This window comes from Neobacillus sp. SM06 (genome assembly GCF_050496765.1).
Taxonomy (GTDB): domain Bacteria; phylum Bacillota; class Bacilli; order Bacillales; family Cytobacillaceae; genus JAEVLT01.
On the sequence record NZ_JBNWEO010000013.1, the window covers coordinates 635,072 to 653,836 of the forward strand.

Sequence of the window (18,765 nt, forward strand, 5' to 3'; positions counted from 1 at the left end):
CCTGTGTATTATCAACCTTTTTCGTACGAAAATAATGCGCACGATGCACGTCCGCTTCAGCAGGTCTTAAGAGAAATCGCCAAAGCGATAAACGATGAATTTCAAGCCATTCACTATTACACAAGGCTGGCCGAATTGGCGCCTAGCAACCAATTTCGCCAGATGATTTTGGGAATTCGTCAAGATGAAATCAAACACTTTCATTGGTTTTCAAGGGCATATCACGAATTAACGAGCAAGTATCCGCCGATCACCCTTGGTGTACAACTTCCCGGATCTTTTAAAAGAGGGGTGCACGATTCCATCAAGGACGAGCAGGAAACAGTTCCGCTTTATCACAAAATTGCCTCACAAGTCCAAAACCAGCAAATCAGCCAGCGCTTTTTACGAGCAGCCGCCGATGAACAGCGCCATGCGCAAATCTTTTCCCAAATGGCTGCAGGTATTTAAATCAAAAGCTCAACCTCCGTTCGGTTGAGCTTTCCATTTTATTCTTTCCCTTCCGGTACTAAGATTTGCCCGACTTTTCCAATTTTAAGTAAGGTCTGCATGATTGCTTTTGACAGTTGGCTTGGCTTGTACGGTTTCACTAAATAATCCATCGCCCCTAAAGAAAACCCCTTTTCTTTTTCGTCTAATGCTGTTGAGACAATAACCGGAATCTGTTTTAAATCATCGTTATCTTTTATTTCTTTCATAATGTACCAGCCGTCAACCTCTGCATCATCCAATAAAATATCCAGGACGATCGCATCGGGTACTGTTTTCTTTAAATAGCTCAGAGCTGTCCGGCCATCGTTGATGCAGCTCACCGAAAAGCCATTTTCGCTTAGTTCCTGAGCGATTAATTCTGTTAAACTTTGATCATCTTCAATCACTAAAATATGATAACGAGCTTCATGCTGAGTTTCGTTTCCGGCAGCATCGATCTCTTCAGAATTAGGGACAGCAGGGAAAACAGCCGTAAAAGTGCTTCCTTCGCCAAATGCCGATTGAACCGTTATATTGCCCTCATGCGCCTTCAGAATCTCCTGCACAATCGCCAGACCCAGCCCCGTCCCGCCAATGCTTCTGCGGTCTGAATTATCAACCCGGTAAAACTTCGTAAACAATTTTGCGATGGCATCTTTCGGAATTCCAAGCCCCTGGTCGGAAACCGCCACGCGGATTTCGCGCTCCTGTTCGGTAACGCGGACAGAAATGTCTCCTCCATTTGGCGAATATTTAATCGCATTATGGATTAAATTCGTAAAAACTTGCTCGATTTTGGCTTTATCCCCAAGGATGATCGGATTGACCGCCTCCGATTCCAAAACGATTTGATGGATTTTCGTGCCCGCTTGCTGTACTTCAATGATTTTTGTCAAAATGGGCAGCAGGTGAATATACTTTTTCTCATATGTTTGTTTGCCTGCTTCCATTCTTTGGACATCAAGAAAATCATTAATCAGGGCGGTTAACCGATTGGTTTCATTAAAAATCGTGCTCAAGTATTTTTTCTGCCGCTCCGGTTTCAACTCCCGGTTCAGCAGCAATTCCGTAAACCCGAGAATGCTTGAAAGCGGGGTTCGTAACTCATGACTGACCGTGCTGACAAATTCTGATTTCATTTGGTCGACTTCATATTCTTTCGTTATATCACGATGGATCAGAATGGTTCCAAACTTCTCATTCCCATGGTACAATTCCTCACTGGCCAATTTTATCACTCTATAGGGATTTTCCATTGTATAAAGGAACGTCTTTTCCTCCGATGGAAGGTGAGGCTTTAACTCGGTGATTCGGTTTAAATGGTCAATGAATCCATCTTCCATTACCATTTCTTTCATCAAGCTTGTCCATTGATTGAAAGTCATGCCTTGAAGCGATGCTTCACTGCAATGATACAGTTTGCACAAATAATCGTTTACCTGAAGTATGGTTCCGTTTCGATCAATTAATTGGACGCCTTCCTGCAAAGTATTCAAGATCTCTTGATTCCGTTTTCGTTCCTCTTCTGTTTTTTGAAACAATGAAAGTTTTTCAAGCGTATTCCCAATACTTCTCGAATGTGCTTTGTACTCTTCCATTTGCGATGCATGGAAAGGATTGCCATAACGGGTATACATCATGACTGCAACGACTTCTTCATCCGAAGTTAAAACCGGCAAATAAAGATCGTGACAGTAGAGGTTTCCTTCATGATAACCTTTTTCAGAAAGATCCAGCATTCTCCTGATCGTAAAGGGCTCTTTTGTTATCGTTAGTCGTTCCAATAGTCCGCTTATCACATGGTTCAGAAACTGATGGACGCCCGACATGGGAACACCATAGGAAGCATACGCTTTATCGTTTGTACTGACAATGATTCCCTGATCTGCCTCAATAATTTTGCATATTGTCACAACGATACTATCGAGCACTTCTTGTTTAGAAAGGGAATTTGAAATTTGATTGATCACCTTATTGCGGTTTTTCAATTTTTCTTCATTCGCTTTTAAAATTTCCAGTGCCGTTTTCAGCTCCGATTGCTGGGCTTGAAGCTCTTCCTGTTGGGCTAACAGTTCCTCATTATGGGCAACTAAGTCTTGTTCTTTTTCCCACACTTTTTCGGTCATTTTTTTAAAAGATTTGGCCAAAAAGCCGATTTCGTCCTCACGATTGATCTCAAGATCAACCGATGTTTCATTACCACTGGCAATTTCATTTGCCGCTTCAGCCAGTTTTGAGAGCGGCTGCCCCATTTGGCGAACCATCATGACAATGAATCTGACAAGTAGAAGCAAGATCGATAAAATAAAAACAATAAATACACTTTCAATATACGTTTGCATTCTCAGCAATTTTTGGAAATGATTTTCTGCTTCATTTTCTAATAATTGGATATAATCCTTCATCGACTTTTGAAAAAATTCAACTCGGGTGGTCGCCCCGTTATTCGCAATTTTCACTACTTCATTTTGCTTGCCACTTTCAAAAGCCGCCAATGCATTGGGGAGCATCTCATCAAAATAAAAATTTGAAAACGATTGGACACTGTTTAAAAAGTCTTGATCCTCGTCGGTAACAGCCTTTTTTGCAAAGCGCTCGGCCAAGCTTCTGATCTTCGGTTCCTGTGCCAGCGCCTGATCCTTTAATGATGAATTGTTTAAGGCAAGATACCCTCGCATATCGAAAAAGGTTTGATTAAAATCATCATTGATTTCTTTTGCGATTTTTTCCTTACTCTCGAAAACTTCCCTCTCGTTTGCATAGGATTTATCGAGAAAATAGAGAGTTACGAGCAATGCCAGAGAAATAATGACAAAAAAGAGTAAAAAGCTCCCCATTAAAAATACAAATTTTTCTGCCAGGCTCTTTTTGGCGTTCCGTTTTAATTTCATTGTAAAATTTCCTTTATTTTCGCTAATAATTCGATCGGACTAAATGGTTTGGCGATAAAAAAATCCGCTCCAGCATCCAATACTTTTTCCTGTTCGAATTGCTGGCTTTTGGCGGAAAGCATTAATATTTTTGTTTCTTGCTTTACAGGGCTGTTTCGAATTTCCTTAATGACTTCCAATCCCGTCATCCCCGGCATCATATAATCGAGAATAATCAAATCATAGTGATGTTCGGAAAATAAATTTAATGCCTCCAGGCCATCTTCTGCCTCATCGACAAGATAATCTTCATCCTCTAGAGTGTCTGTAACCAACATTCGCAAAATTTCTTCATCTTCTGCCAATAAAATTCTCTTCACTTTTTTCCACCTTATTTCATTCTTTCAATTAATCGCTGAATTCGTTCTTGCAGCTCAATAATGCGAAAAGGCTTAGTCATATAATCATCGGCACCAAGCTGCAATGCTCTCGATATGTCCGCATTACTTTTTCGCCCTGTCAACATCATGACCATGACACTTTTTCCATTTTCCGTTTGTTTGACCTTCTGCAATAGCTCAAGACCATCCATAATTGGCATCACACCATCTAAAATTAAGAAATGTTCCCCATGTTCGAAAAGACGGTTGGACTCCAAAAAGGAGAGTCCGTTCTCAAACCCGCGAATTTCAACGTCAAAATAGGCAATCTTCATTTTTTCCAAAATCCCTATTAACATTTTGCGAATGATCGTATCATCATCAATTACGGAAATAAACAATTTTCTTTTTTCCGCTTGGTTTGCCGTGTTACTGATGCTTTCTACTTTGGCTCGGCCTGTTTCCTTCGCTTTATAAACAGCCTGGTCGGCAAGGCTGAGCGCCTCTTCAAGCGTTGTTTCGACGGAATCAATCGTTGTAACTCCAGCAGAAAAGGTCAAACGGAAGGCAGTTCCATTTGCTTCAATGGGCGTTTTCGAAAAATAATCCAATATTCTTGAGACGATTTCATATGCCTGCAGATGGTTTGTATTGGGAAAAATAATCATAAACTCTTCTCCCCCATAGCGAAAAACAAGATCGGTGCTGCGAGTTTTTTCGTTTAAAAATCTGGCAAATTCCGACAGCACCGTATCCCCTGTCAAATGGCCGTATGTATCATTGATCTTTTTAAAAAAATCAATATCGATAATCGCCAAGCTGAAAATCTGGCCATTTCGTTTTAAATCATTGATACTTCTTGTAAAGACGTCTTTTAAAAATCTCCGATTATACAAATTTGTCAGTTCGTCAAGCATGACGGATTGATCGTAAATTCGCTTTCTTTGAAGATGGCGCTCAACGTGAACAGTTAGTTCCTCAAGATCAAGCGGTTTCCCCAAAAAGTCATCGGCTCCCATCTTATAGGCGTTGATCCGTGTTTTCCGGTCGGTCATAACACTAATCATGATAAATGGAACAAAGAGTTTGCTGCTGTGCGCCTGCAGCTCCTGAATAACTTCGAAACCGCTTTTATTTGGCAGCTTGACATCAATAATGACGCAATCCGGATTCAAGTCAAAAAACTGCGAGATCGCTTTTTCCGGTGTAGAACTGGCAATCACCATCCATCCTTGTTTTTCTAAAACATCTTTCAGCAGGATTAGCATGGAAACATCATCGTCAATAATTTGAATGAGTGGCAAGTTCCCTATTTTTTTGTGTTCCTCCAGCCTGTCGGTTTCATGGAATTGCTCGTATCCATTCACAACACGGATGATTTCATAAAGAAAAATGGTTAAGTCTTCTTTTGACCAGTGTTTATCATCCGCTTCTCGCAATTCGTTCAGCAATGCTTCAGCCAACTGGTGAAGTCCGCCAAGCTGAAGGGTACCTGCTGTTCCTTTTACCGAATGTACAAAACGATAGACTTCAGCATTAGGGATTCGTTCATTGGCCTCTGTGGCAAACCACTGTGAAAATTGAGTTTTCATTTTTGCAAATAAAAGATTTTTATATTTGGAAAAGTTCATCGTTATGCGCTCCGATTACTTACAGTTTTCTTTCTGAATCTTTTGCTCCCTTTCCAAGTTTAGTATGGAAAGGAGGCTTGTACAATAGGCAATAAGAAGAAAGTTTTCGTAAAAAATGCGGAAAGTATTCCCTTACTGTTTCTCTATCATGGACTTTACTTTTTTGGTGCAGCTTTCCATTGCTGCAAGGATCGCTCCTCTGAATTGGTGCTGCTCTAGTGCTGCCACTGCTTCAATTGTGGCACCGCCAGGGGTGCAGACATCATCCTTTAATTTTCCTGGATGCGCGTCTGTTTCCAATACCATTTTCGCCGCCCCAACAACCGCTTGGGCAGCGAGCCGGTACGCTTGATCCCGCGGAAGTCCTTGGCGCACACCTCCATCCGCGAGGGCTTCAATAAACATATACACATATGCCGGTGATGACCCGCTGATTGCCGGAACGGCATCCATCTGTTTTTCTTCCAACCATTCGGTCTTGCCAACTGTCTGAAAAAGCTGCTCCACTACCGTTTTCTCTGCTTCACTTAGCTGCTCGTTTGCGCACAGGACGCTCATTCCCTCGCCGACAAATGATGGGGTATTGGGCATCGCCCGAACGGCCTTTATTTTTCGACCAAAAAGAGTATCGAGATCACGAAGTGTGATTCCTGCTGCAATCGTAACAACAGTAGCATTCTCGTTGACGCTATCTGCAATTTCGCTAATAATGTATGAATGAAGATCCGGTTTTACTGCCAAAATGAGTATATCTGCAAACGCTGCAACTTTCCGATTGTCAAGCGTAGTGTAAATGCCAAAGGAACGGTGAACAGTTTGGAGCGTTGTTTCTGTGGCAGCACTTGCCATGATAGTTTCCCTGCTGGTTTTGCCAGAGTGGATAATGCGTTCCAACATTGCTTGAGCCATTTTACCAGCACCGATAAAGCCGATCTTTTGATTAATCATTTTGTATCCCACCTTCAGAAAAGATTTCATTCCTTCATCTTAAAAGATTTAGGTAAAAATAGAAAGGGTACATGGTAAAGAACTGTTTTTATGGATGGAGGTTGTATGGATGACCCATTTTGAACCAGTATCGAGGGATTTTTTCAATCAGCCGACACTTGAGCTTGCCAGGGCTTTACTCGGCACGGTTTTGGTAAAAGAGACCGAAGCTGGGGTTGCCGCGGGAAGGATTGTCGAGACAGAGGCCTATTTAGGCGCCATCGACCGAGCTGCCCACAGCTTTCAAAACAGGAGAACGAAACGGACGGAAATCATGTTTGCCGAAGCCGGGCATGTCTACACCTACGTCATGCACACCCATTGCCTCGTCAATGTTGTCAGCAATGCAAAAGATATACCGGAGGCGGTGCTGATTCGTGCCGTTGAGCCTGTATTTGGGATTGAGCTCATGTATCAGCGGCGAGGAATCGATGATACAAAAAATCTCACAAACGGACCGGGTAAATTAACGAAGGCGTTGGGGATAACAATGGAGGATTACGGCGGCAAGTTTTGGGAACCGCCGCTCTCTATTTCTCTCGGCCGGACACCTAAAGAAATTTCCCAAGGAAAGCGAATTGGCATTGAAAATACAGGAGAAGCAAAGGATTATCCATGGCGATTCTGGGTAACGGATCACCCATTTGTTTCACGGAAAAACAAATAAGAAAAACACAGCGAAAAGTCTGTGTTTTTCCATCATTCTTCTGTTTCGCTCTTCAAATCTTCCGCCGAAAAAGCTCCAGGAAGAAGATCACGTACTTTAATTCGCTGGATATCGCCTTTTAAATTGGTCAGAATGACTTCCATGTTGGCATCACACAGTTCGGAAATCACTTGGCGGCAGGCGCCGCACGGCGAAACCGGCCGATCGGTATCAGCGACAACGACAAGCGTTTCAAAACTTGTGACCCCTTCCGAATACGCTTTAAACAAAGCGGTTCGTTCTGCGCAATTGGTGACACTGTATGCTGCATTTTCAATATTGCAGCCATGATAAACAGTCCCATCCTTTGCCAGCAAGGCCGCCCCCACTTTAAACGTTGAGTACGGAACATATGCGAAATCTCTTGCTTTTACCGCTTCCTTTACCAGTTCTCTTTCTTCCATTTTCTTCACTCCCCACCAGATCAAATTTATTTAGCGTTCGATTAATTTTAAAATCCACTCTACGAGCACACCGCCAAAGTAGACGCCAAACACGCCGACTACCGCCGAAAATACAGGCGGCGCCGGTAGCGGCAGCTTTAAAAACTTAAACAGCATCCCAACAAGGACGCCGGCAAATAATGCCATCATGACTTCTTTCATATGTGCATCCTCTTTTATCAAAAATTAATAAGCACTTGCGGAGGTTTCGCCATTGATGATCGCAACGCCTGAACTTGCGCCGATCCGAGTGGCTCCTGCTTCAATCATTGCAAGTGCATCTTCACGGCTGCGGACGCCTCCGGAAGCCTTGACTCCGATTTCAGGTCCAACCGTTTCGCGCATCAGGCGAATGTCCTCTACGGTTGCCCCGCCAGTCGAAAATCCGGTTGACGTTTTGACAAAATCGGCTCCGGCCTTCACAGCGAGCCGGCAGGCACGAACCTTTTCCTCCTCTGTCAGCAGACATGTCTCAATGATCACCTTTGTTAAAGCCTTACCCTTTGCCGCTTCAACGACAGCACGAATATCTTGTTCAACCAAATCATCTTGTTTATCTTTTAATGCCCCAATATTGATCACCATATCCACTTCGGTAGCACCGTTTTCAATTGCGTCTTTCGTTTCAAACGCTTTCGTTGCCGAAGTAGCGGCTCCCAGCGGGAAACCAATCACCGTACACACTTTTACCCTCTGGCTGTCCGCAAGCAATTGAGCAGCGGTTTTCACCCATGTTGGATTGACACAAACCGATGCAAAAGAATACTTTTTTGCTTCCTCTGCTAATTTTTCAATTTCTGCCCGCGTTGCATTCGCTTTTAATAATGTATGATCGATCATGCCGGCAATTTGTTGCGTCATGTTAAAAACTTCCTTTCGTCGAAAATTCAAGTTCCACAGTGTTACTATAACAAAACGAATCGGTAAATGTAATCTTTCAATCCTCTTCTTAAAATTTTCTCCAGTACAAATGGTTCAAATGCATTCCATGTGCGTATTAAAACTTGGAAAAGTGTATGATAGTTTTAAAGGAGGAAGTAGCATGCTGCAAAAATTCGGAAAAGAAATATACGAATACCGCAAATGGGTACTGGGGATCTGGCTCTTATTGATCATAAGCGCCGGGATTTTCGCTTTAAAATTGCCAGAGGTTTTAAGCGGAAATGGTTTTGAATACAACGGAGCCTATAACAACACAAAAAAAATATTGGAAAGAAGTTTTGACCAGCCGAAATCTTCCATCATTCTTTTATTTCAAAAAAACCGTTCCGTATCGGCTGATGAATGGAAAAAATACATACAAGATACCTTTCAGCCCCTGAAACATTTCAATGGTGCAAAGTCAATCACCACTCCTTTCGATCGACAAGGGATGATGAAGGGAAACGATGCATATGGAATTTTAACGTTTGACAAAGATTCTGAAAGTCTTGGCAAGGAAATCCGCCAGCTAAAAAAAATCATTAAAGACAAACCCGGAATGAAGGTAACGCTGACAGGCGAGCCAATTATCGTTCAAGACTTGAACAAAGCGAGCCAGGAAGACTTGGCCAAGGCGGAAATGATCGGCCTGCCAATCGCGTTAATCGTTTTGATTCTGGCGTTTGGCGGCGTTGTTGCCGCAGCTGTTCCGCTTTTGATCGGAATTGTCTCCATTTTGACAACAATGGGTGTCGTTTATTTTTACAGTTACCAAACCCCTTTGTCGATTTTTATTTTGAACATTGTTCCGATGATCGGCCTTGCCCTCAGCATAGATTTTGCCCTGCTGTTTATCAACCGGTTTAAAGAAGAATTAAAGTTGAAGCCGGTGCCTGAGGCGATACAAACAACGGTGGCAACGGCGGGTCGCTCGATTATATTCTCCGGCCTCTGTGTATTTATTGGCTTATCCGGGCTTTTATTTATTAAAATTGATATTTTTCAAAATGTCGCACTTGGCGGAATGACCGTTGTCTTCATCTCCGCCCTCTCAGCCAATACGTTTTTGCCGGCATTGCTTTCTGTGATGGGCAAAAAGATTAATCATTTAAGCGTTTTGCCGGCAAAAGAAAAGCAGCAATCGCTATGGTATCGGTTTGCCCAATATGTCATGAAACGCCCTGTTGTTATGATGATTGTTGCACTTGCACTTCTATTGTTTGGGCTTATTCCGGCAAAAGAAATGAATCTGGCCATACCAGGGATCGATTCCCTGCCGGCCCATTATCCATCCCGGATCGCGTATGAAACGTTTAAAAAGCAATTTATTCCGGCAGATCAGCAAGATGAAAACAAGGTCGCAATTATTTTAGAAACGAAAGGAAACGCCCTCCAGCAAGCAAATCTTGAAAAAATCGACAAGGTCATTGGTCAATTAGAGAAAGATCCGCTCGTACACAAGGTGAATTCGCCATTTTCGGTAACAGGTGCTAGAAATGCCGCTCAGCTTATGCAAATCGTCCAATATGGGGATAAACAAAAAACAGCACCGGTTCTGGCTGCTTTTGTGAAAGACAACAAAATGCGCTTAGAGGTATTTTTAACAACTGGAAAGAATTCAGCGAAAGCACGAGAATGGATACGGGATTGGTCTGCAAGAGATCTCGGTCTAAAGGCTTCATTCGGCGGACAGATCAAATTCCAGCAGGAGATTTTTGATGAAATTTTCACCAAGGCACCATATGGCTTGCTGCTCATTTTCCTATCGACTTTCCTGATTTTGATGCTCGCGTTCCGTTCGCTATTGATCCCGCTGAAAGCTATTTTGATGAATATCCTTAGCCTCAGCTGCACGTTTGGCGTGGTTGTCTGGATTTTTCAACAAGGCCATTTCGGATTGAAGCCTGTTGACATTGCACTTATATTACCTGTGTTTGTCTTCAGCCTTGTCTTTGGACTTTCAATGGATTATGAAGTGTTTCTTATCTCAAGAATCCAGGAGTTTTACGAAAAAACAGGGGATAACAGTTTGGCGACCGTTAAGGGGTTAACGTATACAAGCAAAATCATTACTTCTGCCGCAGCGATCATGATTGTCGTTACCGGTGCATTTGCCTTTACTGGCGTCATGCCAATTAAGCAGCTTGGAGTCGGCATTGCCATTGCCATTTTTATTGATGCAACCATCGTGCGAATGGTGCTCGTTCCAGCGCTGATGAAACTGCTTGGGGATTGGAACTGGTGGTTTTTTGGAGCAAAGAAAAAGGCGGTCGGACAGTAAAATGGAAAGCCAGCCAAATAGTATGGCTGGCTTTCGTACAATTAAATATTTTTCGCGTACTCTTCCCCAGGCAATTTTGTCAAGACAACGTAAAGGCTTACCGGTTCGCTGCCTGTATTGGTAAAGGCCAATGATTCCTCTCCATTCGTATGAACCAAATCACCGGCAACCATTTCAGTTTCGTTTCCATCAATCACAATCGTCCCTGTTCCTGTTAATGCATATAAATAAACTTCCGTGCCCGGGTGCTTATGCTCCGGAAGCTGCTGTCCCGGCATAAAGTTTAAAACAAAAGCAGTATTCTCCCCTTTACGAATCACCCGCTTTGTAAACTTTTCCTCACTGTATTCCTGATAGGCTGAAACTGAGAACTTTTCCATATCTAACGCCTCCAATCGATTGTCTTGCTTTATATTAACTGAAAATCATTATCAATCAAGTGATTCGCATCACGTTTTACTAAAAAATCGCCAAAACTGCGGACATGCTAGCTGCTTTTATAATGGGAATCGTTGTCAAAATGTTGGATTCCGTCAAAGTTGTTCAGAAAGTCACTGATATCCATGGAAACGGTGGCCGCTCCGATCATTTCCAGATTTTCGTTAAAAAGCGGCTGGGCAAAAACAAAATATGTATGGATTCCGTCCGATAATGGGATGGTTATTTTTTGTTTTCTCTTCACACCTTCATCCAGTACCTTCTGTTTCAAGGCCATTAAGTCTACAATGCCTTGACTCATAATGAGTTCATTGTCTTTTTTTCCAATGGTTTCTTCCGGATCGAAATCCGAAGGGGCATTAAAGATCCACGTATACCTTAAATCCAAATCGCAATGGGCAAGGACCATTGGCGAGTTTTTAATTGCAGCTTGAAACGGCTCACTCAATTCTTCCGTAAAAAAAGCAGAAGCACTAAAGCCAAGAACTTTTGCAATACTTTTTGCTACCTCCATGCTTGGGTTGCGGCTGCCGTTTTCAATTTGGGAGTAAAATGCGCGATTGATAAACGATTGAGCAGCAACTTCTTTTTGGGTTAAGCCTTTTTCTTTTCTTACCTTTTTTAACCAATCTCTCATACATTATCACCCTCAGTAAAATGTAATAAAGATGTTGCAATTTGCCACCATTGTACAGTCGAGATCATTGTATAATACTTCTAGGATTTCTTTCTGTGGTTAGGGAGTGGAAAATTGATAGCAGTTGAGAACGAGAAAAAATTTGGTTTTTTTCAATTATCCGAACTTTCAACAACACCGAAGATGGTGGTAAATGAAACGGAAATGATTTACGCAAACAAAGCCTGCCTTCGGTTATTAAAAATAGAGAACATTTCCGAAATAGGGAAACAACAACTCCAACGTTTTATTCACCCTAATGTTTATGATGCAAGTCAAAAACGTTTAGATCAAATTTTAAAAGAAAAAAGCACTTTTGAACAAATGGAACTGAAACTAATCGACAGACACAACCAACCAATTGATGCCGAGTTAACGATTGGTCCGTTCTATTTTGAAAAGGAATTATTTGCCCAAATCATCCTTCAAGATTTAACTGAAAAACTCAAGTTTCGGACACGATAAATAAACCTCAACACTTGGTATTAAAGGGATAATACCAATTATATTATCAAGCTACGCTTGTATTAAGCAACGGCTTTTGCAAATAGTCAGGTAACTTGTTGAAAAACCGATCAAAAAATTCGTTGATTTGTTCGTCAGTTAGAAGGTATTCTTCTGCCATCGTGGAACCTACTAGTTCTAATATGGTCATCAATGCCTGCGTAAAACGAATATCTTCCATCTCATCACAGCACATATAGAAAAGTTGTCCAATGGTTCGAGGATCCTCTTCTTCCCGTACACTGAGTGACAACATCATATAACGCAGGAAAACGATGGTTGTATGCGCAGTCATAGAATCATAGCTGCGGCATTGGAATTCCTTTGCCAAACGCAAATTGGATTTGACCACCTTGAAAAAGCACTCGATTTCCCAGCGCTTGCCATAGATTCTTACCGCATCTTCTTCCGTATGTTCAAGGTTGGTTGTAAAAGGGCAAGCCACTTTTTGGAACGGTTGCGATCACGAACAAATACAATTCGTGCCTGAATCTCATTACCGTTTTCGTCTTCATGACCAAGACCGACAACAATGTTTGCGAGGATTTTGGCTCGCCCACGTTTCTTGTGAACCTTCTTGTAAAGCTGGTTCAATGTGTAAGACTCCCCTTCATAGGTGTAGTGAATTTTTGGTGAGCGTTTGACCATACAAACTGCATGCAGTGAGTAGTTTTTTACGATTTTTGATAGGATTGCTGGATAGGCGAACCAACTGTCAAAAAGAACCGTTTTCGCACCAAGTTTACTTGGATTGATGGAATCAAGAAGATCGAACATCGTCTCAGTGCTCTTTTTCGTAGCCTCTAGACGTCTACGGTAGCCAACCGTGCGCTTATCGATATTTGAATCGATTTCCTGGTAACGGTTTTTATCATTTTTTGAACTCAACAATGAAAAAGCAAGCGGCATAAAAGAAGCACCATCTGCCCAGCCAAGCGTAAGCATACGGAATCCTTTGAAATACCTCCCAGTTGTGTGGTCCTTCACCTTGGCGAGCAATTCAACTGCTTTACTGCGATTGCGACTGAACAGAGAGTCATCAAATATGAGAACCCGATCGCGATTGTCAGAAGTTAACGGGAGTAGGAATTTCGCAACAAGGTACGAGCCAACGCTGGCTAGAAATTTACGCCAGTTGTATGTAGGATTTTTCAAGAGCTCATAGACAGTATCTTTTTCAAAATCCTTTGGAACACGGTCTGATTCAAGAGCTCTAGAAAAATTCATTCCATGAAGAACAAGTGCGAAAATAAATTGCACGATTTGACGCGGTGTAACCCCCTTTTCCTTGCGAATATTGGCTTGATGCAGGAAGGTTCCAATCTTTGCTTGTGTAAAAAACTGCAACATACGAGAATTAGGTTTTTCATTTCCATTAGAATTTGGTAAAATAGTAGCCATAGAAAACATCCTTTCTTTGCGTTGGTTGGTTACCTACATTTTACCAAAGAATAGGGTGTTTTTTATGTTTTTTGAATTTATAATTTCGTTTATTTGTTTATATATCAAGGGTTTGAGTATGTTTTTTTACTCCGAAACTTGAGTGAAAAAAAAGAAACGCAAAAGATGTTAATGCAAACGGATAAACTATCCGCTATGGGCGAACTGGCAACAGGAATTGTCCACGAGATTCGCAATCCGTTAACCATTTTAAAAGGCTTTTTGGAATTATTAGCCCCCGAGACTACCAATAAAGGCAAGAATACATCTCCATCATGACAACGGAATTGTTAAGGATCGAAGCAATCGCAAATGATCTATTATATTTTTCAAAGCCTCATAAAATAAACAAAAAATTGATCAATCTGGTTCCTTTAGTGAAGGAAGTTATTTATTTATTCGAAAGCCTAGCTTTTAAACGACATATTTCGATTAACTTTTCTTGTGACAACGAATACATAGCAATTGAATGTGATGAAGTACAAATCAAACAAGCATTGATCAATTTTATTAAAAATGCGATTGAAGCGACTTCAACTAATGGAGAAGTTACAATTAAAATGGAAAAAGATTGTAACCATAATATTGCCAAGATTTCCGTTTCTGATACTGGCTGTGGTATGACAGGCGATGAAATTCAGAAGCTTGGAACTTCTTTTTTTACAACAAAGGAAGATGGTACAGGGTTGGGGATTTTTGTAACGTACACAATTATAAAAAATCACAATGGAACCATTGAAGTGAAAAGTGAAAAAGGACAAGGAACAACTTTTACCATTACTTTACCCTTTGTCTCACAGTGAAAACTCATCCCTTTACAAGTTTTCGATCTTTCTATAAAATAAAAAGAAAATGAAAATGGATTTATTGGAGGAGCCTGTCACCATAGGCTCCTCTTTGCCGTTTTTAGGGAAAAGCCGTATTATTTTTTAAAGAAAACGGAACCGTAAAACTAGAAAAGAAAGAAATGGGGTGGAATGCTTGTCAACACAAGCAATCATTGCAATAGGGGTATTTTTAGTCACATATGCCTTTATTGTCACAGAAAAACTTCATCGCACCATTGTGGCGATGACCGGTGGGATCCTGATGGTTTTGTTGGGAATCGTCGGCCAAGAAAAAGCGTTGGAGCATATTGATTTTAATACAATCGGTCTGTTGACAGGAATGATGATTATTGTCGCGATTACAGCGGAAACAGGATTATTCAATTTTATTGCGATCTGGGCCGCTAAAAAAGTGAAAGGCAGTCCGTTGAAAATCCTACTTGTCCTGGGTGTGATCACAGCAGTTGGCTCAGCGTTTCTTGATAATGTGACAACCGTCCTACTGATGGTGCCGGTAACATTTAGCATCACAAGGCAATTGCGGGTCAATCCGATTCCATTTTTGATTACCGAGATCATCGCTTCAAATATCGGCGGCACATCCACTTTAATTGGCGACCCGCCGAATATCATGATTGGCAGTGCTGTGAAAGAATTAAGTTTCATGGATTTTATCAACAACTTAACAGCGATTTCCTTTTTCATCCTTTTAATCAACATCGCGATTCTAGCCTTTTTGTACCGCAAGCAGTTGCATACTTCTGAAGAATTAAAAGCCAGTTTAATGGATCTCGATGAAAAGGAAGAAATCGTCGACAAAAAGCTATTAATGAAATCACTGATAACGTTGTTTTTAACGATTTTAGGATTTTTCCTGCATCAGCTGCTTCACATAGAGTCCGCAACTGTTGCATTAGCCGGAGCTTTTTTATTGCTTTTATTGACTGGTGAAAAATATTTAGATAAAGCATTTCATAAAGTGGAATGGACAACCATTTTCTTCTTTATTGGTCTGTTTGTCCTTGTTTCCGGTTTAATTGAAACAGGTATTATTTCCAAATTAGCTGAATATTCTATAACCCTTACAGGCGGCGATGTCAAATCCACTGCCATTCTCATTCTTTGGGTTAGTGCGATTGCCTCTGCCTTTATTGATAACATTCCATTCGTTGCTACGATGATCCCAATGATTCAAGAAATGGGTTCACTAGGAATTACCAATTTGGATCCGCTTTGGTGGAGCCTTTCCCTTGGTGCCGATCTTGGCGGTAACGGCACATTGGTCGGAGCAAGCGCCAATGTCATTGTTGCTGGCCTGGCAGCAAAAGAGGGCTATTCAATATCGTTCGGGAAATTCTTACTTGTGGCTTTTCCGTTAATGATCCTTTCAATTTTAATCTCAACTGCCTATGTGTACGTGCGATATTTAATGTAAAGGGAGATGGAGCCTTTGAAATTAACCTACAAATTCAATGAAGATGTCATGAAATTAACCGAAGCAAAAAATGGCGCGGATATCGAATTCAATATTACCTTTTTGACAAATGAATTTAAACCGCAAATTGAAAAAGTTGAAAAACATTTCAGCGAGAATCAGGTTATTACGGATGTACTCGTGTATGCACATAAAAACCATCATTACCAAATTATCGTCCGGAAAGATTTTTACGACGAGTTTATTATCGAATTATTTAAACATCGCCTGCTGCTGGAAGTGAAATGGGTATAAAAAATGGCCGCCTGCTTTAATGGGCGGCCGTTTTTTATGATCGTTGCTTCTTCTTTGCTCGTGTGGCAGGTTTCCATTTTTCAGTATATTGAGGTTGCTCGACCCTTCACCATTAAACTCTCTTAAACCTCCACAACAGGCTGTGGAAATCTCCCCTAACACGCGGGATCGCTATCCCCGTATACAGTAATTCGTCACCGCCATAAACTTTATCTGTACCGATCTCTTGATAACCACAATCTGGATTTAACCCTTTTAGACGCAAAGTAGCAAGTGGCGCGTTTGGTTCTGCCAAAACCTGATACCAAAAGACAACAGCCTCGGACTGATCCTCAGTGACAAACATCCATGCCGCCAGATTGCCCTCAAATGGACTAAGCAAGCGGTAAAAATCACCAAACTGAACAAGCACCCGTATGTCCTTGTACAACTGAACCTGTTCTTTGATTTGCACGCTTTCTTTCGCTGTTAATTTTGTTAAATCCAGCTCATAGCCAAAATTTCCTGACATCGCGACATGCCCGCGCAATTCGAATGAAGTGTCGCGATGCATTTGATGGTTGGGAACAGCGGAAACATGCGCCCCCATGGTGATCGCCGGATAAACAATGCTTGTTCCGTATTGAATTTTCAACCGGGAAACCGCATCCGTATTGTCACTTGTCCAGACTTGCGGCATGTAATAAAGCATTCCAGGATCAAATCGCCCGCCTCCACCAGAACAGCTTTCAAACAGCACATCCGGAAACCGAGAAGTAATTTCCTCCAAAACATAATAGAGGCCAAGCATATACCGATGGGCCGTTTCTCGCTGGCGTTCAGGCGGCAATGCTGCTGAGCCGATTTCGGTCATATGGCGGTTCATATCCCATTTGACATAAGTTATCGGTGCGCTTGCTAAAATTTTTGTAACAGCCCCGATAATAAAATCGCAAACCTCTTTTCTTGATAAATCGAGTACGAGCTGGTTCCTGCCCTCAGATCGGTTACGATCCGGTACATGCAAACACCAGTCGGGGTGCTGGCGGTAAAGCTTGCTGTCAACAGAAACCATTTCCGGTTCAAACCAAAGGCCGAATTCCATCCCCAATTTTCTAACCCGGCCGGCCAGATCCTTTAGCCCCCTCGGCAGCTTGTGCGTATTCACTTCCCAGTCCCCAAGAGAACTTTTATCATTGTCTCTTTTGCCAAACCAGCCATCATCCAGCACCAATAATTCAATCCCGGCTTCTTTTCCCGCTTTGGCTATTTCAATGATTTTCTCGGCAGTAAACTTCATATACGTAGCTTCCCAATTATTGACTAAAATCGGCCGAAGCAAATCACGATGGGTTCCGCGGCATAAGCGGGTGCGGTATTGTCTATGATACGTCCGGCTCATTCCTCCCAATCCCTCATGCGAATACACCAAAACCGCTTCCGGCGTTTGAAAAAAATCACCTGGTTCCAAGTACCAGCTAAAATCAAATGGATTGATTCCAATTAATGCTCTTGTGGTATGAAATTGATCGACTTCCACTTGTGCGGTGAAATTTCCGCTATAAACAAGATTGAAGCCGTATACTTCACCGTGGTCTTCATCAGCATTTTTTCTCATTAGCACCATAAATGGATTTTGTTGGTGGCTGCTTGCACCTCTTCTGCTTTCGATTCCCTGAATGCCGGGAACAATGCTCCGCTTTACAACATTCCGTTCATTTATGTGGGCACCGTAAAGAGTTAATAGATCAAACTGATCATCGCGAAAATCAATACTTGCACTAAGGGCTCGGAGAATTTTTATCGGTTGGCTGCCATGATTTTGCAAGCGTACGGACCGGGTAATAACATTGTCATGTTCAAAAACCGTATACATCAAAATGACTCTTAGGCCGATCAGCGAATCCTCTAACGTAATTTCCACTGTTTCAGCTTCCCGCTCGTCTTCCACATATGTGGCAGGCAACCCGGAAAGCTGTGGTTTGCCGCGATAAATTTCGTATTTTTGATAGCGAAGGTCTGTAATCGTTGCCCCGTTTTCCAATTGAATTTGATAGGCAGGTGCGCGAAAATCCGTGTTACCGTAAGCCGGATATTCTTGAGGCAGCGTATCAAGAGAAAACGTCCGGTCGGAAGGATCCGGATTGGGGGAAAAGCTCCGGCCCACAAATCGAATCGGATTGCTGCCACTGTACGTTTTAATTTTCCTCCCCCAATACAAATGGGCCAAATAACCATCTCTTACAATTTGCAGACAATAGCTTGTATCTTTCCCCTGCAAATGAAACACTCGCTCACCGGCATCAACAATTATTCCCATTTTCAACCCTCCCCGGGTAAAAGTTGTCTATCAATGATTTAGAATGTTTTTCGAAATACCGTCACCAGCCGTTCAATCCTCTTTATCTACTGTATGAGAATTTGCAGGTTTTTTATGCTAATCTCCAAATTTCTGGAACGCTTTCTGGTTTGCTTATGTAAA

General features: G+C 41.9%; 18 protein-coding genes and 1 pseudogene. 8 read left to right on the forward strand and 11 right to left on the reverse strand.

Translation table 11 applies throughout. The features are described 5' to 3' along the window. Positions 1 to 3: 3 nt before the first annotated feature. A complete protein-coding gene (locus ACQYAD_RS08265) occupies positions 4 to 450 on the forward strand; it encodes a ferritin family protein (protein ID WP_430237071.1) in 447 nt (148 codons plus the stop codon). 38 nt (positions 451 to 488) lie between these two features. On the opposite strand, the gene ACQYAD_RS08270 is transcribed toward ACQYAD_RS08265, so the two are convergent. The 4 genes from ACQYAD_RS08270 to proC form a co-directional block, all read right to left on the reverse strand. After that, the gene (locus tag ACQYAD_RS08270; protein WP_430237073.1) at positions 489 to 3,362 is read right to left on the reverse strand and encodes an ATP-binding protein; all 2,874 of its coding nucleotides are present in this window, start codon (positions 3,360 to 3,362) and stop codon (positions 489 to 491) included. Then, positions 3,359 to 3,721, reverse strand: a complete 363-nt coding sequence (locus ACQYAD_RS08275) for a response regulator transcription factor (protein WP_430237076.1) — start codon at positions 3,719 to 3,721, stop codon at positions 3,359 to 3,361. Before ACQYAD_RS08275 ends, ACQYAD_RS08270 begins: the two co-directional genes overlap by 4 nt. 11 nt (positions 3,722 to 3,732) lie before the next feature. Beyond that, the gene (locus tag ACQYAD_RS08280) at positions 3,733 to 5,352 is read right to left on the reverse strand and encodes a diguanylate cyclase (RefSeq protein ID WP_430237078.1); all 1,620 of its coding nucleotides are present in this window, start codon (positions 5,350 to 5,352) and stop codon (positions 3,733 to 3,735) included. 132 nt (positions 5,353 to 5,484) lie between these two features. Beyond that, positions 5,485 to 6,300, reverse strand: a complete 816-nt coding sequence (gene proC, locus ACQYAD_RS08285; protein WP_430237080.1) for a pyrroline-5-carboxylate reductase — start codon at positions 6,298 to 6,300, stop codon at positions 5,485 to 5,487. A 109-nt stretch (positions 6,301 to 6,409) separates the two neighbouring features. On the opposite strand from proC, the gene ACQYAD_RS08290 reads away from it, so the two are divergent. Beyond that, positions 6,410 to 7,006, forward strand: coding sequence for a DNA-3-methyladenine glycosylase (locus ACQYAD_RS08290; protein ID WP_430237083.1), 597 nt, complete (start codon positions 6,410 to 6,412; stop codon positions 7,004 to 7,006). A 32-nt stretch (positions 7,007 to 7,038) separates the two neighbouring features. Here ACQYAD_RS08290 and ACQYAD_RS08295 read toward each other — a convergent pair whose 3' ends face one another. From ACQYAD_RS08295 to deoC, 3 genes are read right to left on the reverse strand one after another with little or no spacing between them, the layout of a single operon-like run. Continuing rightward, positions 7,039 to 7,449, reverse strand: a complete 411-nt coding sequence (locus ACQYAD_RS08295; RefSeq protein WP_430237085.1) for a cytidine deaminase — start codon at positions 7,447 to 7,449, stop codon at positions 7,039 to 7,041. A gap of 30 nt (positions 7,450 to 7,479) precedes the next feature. Next, on the reverse strand, positions 7,480 to 7,650 hold the full coding sequence (locus tag ACQYAD_RS08300; protein ID WP_430237087.1) for a XapX domain-containing protein: 171 nt from the start codon (positions 7,648 to 7,650) through the stop codon (positions 7,480 to 7,482). 24 nt (positions 7,651 to 7,674) lie between these two features. Then, positions 7,675 to 8,349 carry a deoxyribose-phosphate aldolase gene (gene deoC, locus ACQYAD_RS08305; protein ID WP_430237090.1) on the reverse strand — a complete coding sequence of 225 codons (675 nt, stop codon included), beginning with the start codon at positions 8,347 to 8,349 and terminating at the stop codon, positions 7,675 to 7,677. Between the two features lie 181 nt (positions 8,350 to 8,530). Between deoC and ACQYAD_RS08310 the strand changes: the two genes are divergently transcribed. Further along, positions 8,531 to 10,690 (forward strand): MMPL family transporter, encoded by a 2,160-nt coding sequence (locus tag ACQYAD_RS08310; RefSeq protein ID WP_430237091.1) that lies wholly within the window; start codon positions 8,531 to 8,533, stop codon positions 10,688 to 10,690. Positions 10,691 to 10,731: 41 nt separating this feature from the next. On the opposite strand, the gene ACQYAD_RS08315 is transcribed toward ACQYAD_RS08310, so the two are convergent. Further along, a complete protein-coding gene (locus ACQYAD_RS08315; protein WP_430237093.1) occupies positions 10,732 to 11,070 on the reverse strand; it encodes a cupin domain-containing protein in 339 nt (112 codons plus the stop codon). Positions 11,071 to 11,177: 107 nt separating this feature from the next. Next, positions 11,178 to 11,765 carry a helix-turn-helix domain-containing protein gene (locus ACQYAD_RS08320; RefSeq protein ID WP_430237094.1) on the reverse strand — a complete coding sequence of 196 codons (588 nt, stop codon included), beginning with the start codon at positions 11,763 to 11,765 and terminating at the stop codon, positions 11,178 to 11,180. 114 nt (positions 11,766 to 11,879) lie between these two features. On the opposite strand from ACQYAD_RS08320, the gene ACQYAD_RS08325 reads away from it, so the two are divergent. Further along, the gene (locus ACQYAD_RS08325; RefSeq protein WP_430237096.1) at positions 11,880 to 12,269 is read left to right on the forward strand and encodes a PAS domain-containing protein; all 390 of its coding nucleotides are present in this window, start codon (positions 11,880 to 11,882) and stop codon (positions 12,267 to 12,269) included. Between the two features lie 46 nt (positions 12,270 to 12,315). Here the strand turns inward: ACQYAD_RS08325 and ACQYAD_RS08330 are convergent. After that, positions 12,316 to 13,709: pseudogene (locus ACQYAD_RS08330) on the reverse strand (IS4 family transposase). A 165-nt stretch (positions 13,710 to 13,874) separates the two neighbouring features. Between ACQYAD_RS08330 and ACQYAD_RS08335 the strand changes: the two are divergent. The 4 genes from ACQYAD_RS08335 to ACQYAD_RS08350 all read left to right on the forward strand — a co-directional run bounded on the left by ACQYAD_RS08335 (position 13,875) and on the right by ACQYAD_RS08350 (position 16,304). Next, complete coding sequence (locus tag ACQYAD_RS08335; RefSeq protein ID WP_430237099.1) at positions 13,875 to 14,027, forward strand: histidine kinase dimerization/phospho-acceptor domain-containing protein; 153 nt, start codon at positions 13,875 to 13,877, stop codon at positions 14,025 to 14,027. Continuing rightward, positions 14,024 to 14,551, forward strand: a complete 528-nt coding sequence (locus ACQYAD_RS08340) for an ATP-binding protein (protein ID WP_430237102.1) — start codon at positions 14,024 to 14,026, stop codon at positions 14,549 to 14,551. The genes ACQYAD_RS08335 and ACQYAD_RS08340 overlap by 4 nt, the downstream gene beginning before the upstream one ends. A gap of 178 nt (positions 14,552 to 14,729) precedes the next feature. After that, positions 14,730 to 16,010: an SLC13 family permease gene (locus tag ACQYAD_RS08345; RefSeq protein WP_430237105.1), complete on the forward strand. Its 1,281-nt coding sequence runs from the start codon at positions 14,730 to 14,732 to the stop codon at positions 16,008 to 16,010. A 15-nt stretch (positions 16,011 to 16,025) separates the two neighbouring features. Beyond that, positions 16,026 to 16,304, forward strand: coding sequence for a hypothetical protein (locus ACQYAD_RS08350; protein ID WP_430237107.1), 279 nt, complete (start codon positions 16,026 to 16,028; stop codon positions 16,302 to 16,304). 112 nt (positions 16,305 to 16,416) lie between these two features. Here ACQYAD_RS08350 and ACQYAD_RS08355 read toward each other — a convergent pair whose 3' ends face one another. After that, positions 16,417 to 18,603, reverse strand: coding sequence for an alpha-galactosidase (locus ACQYAD_RS08355; protein WP_430237109.1), 2,187 nt, complete (start codon positions 18,601 to 18,603; stop codon positions 16,417 to 16,419). Between the last annotated feature and the right edge of the window lie 162 nt (positions 18,604 to 18,765).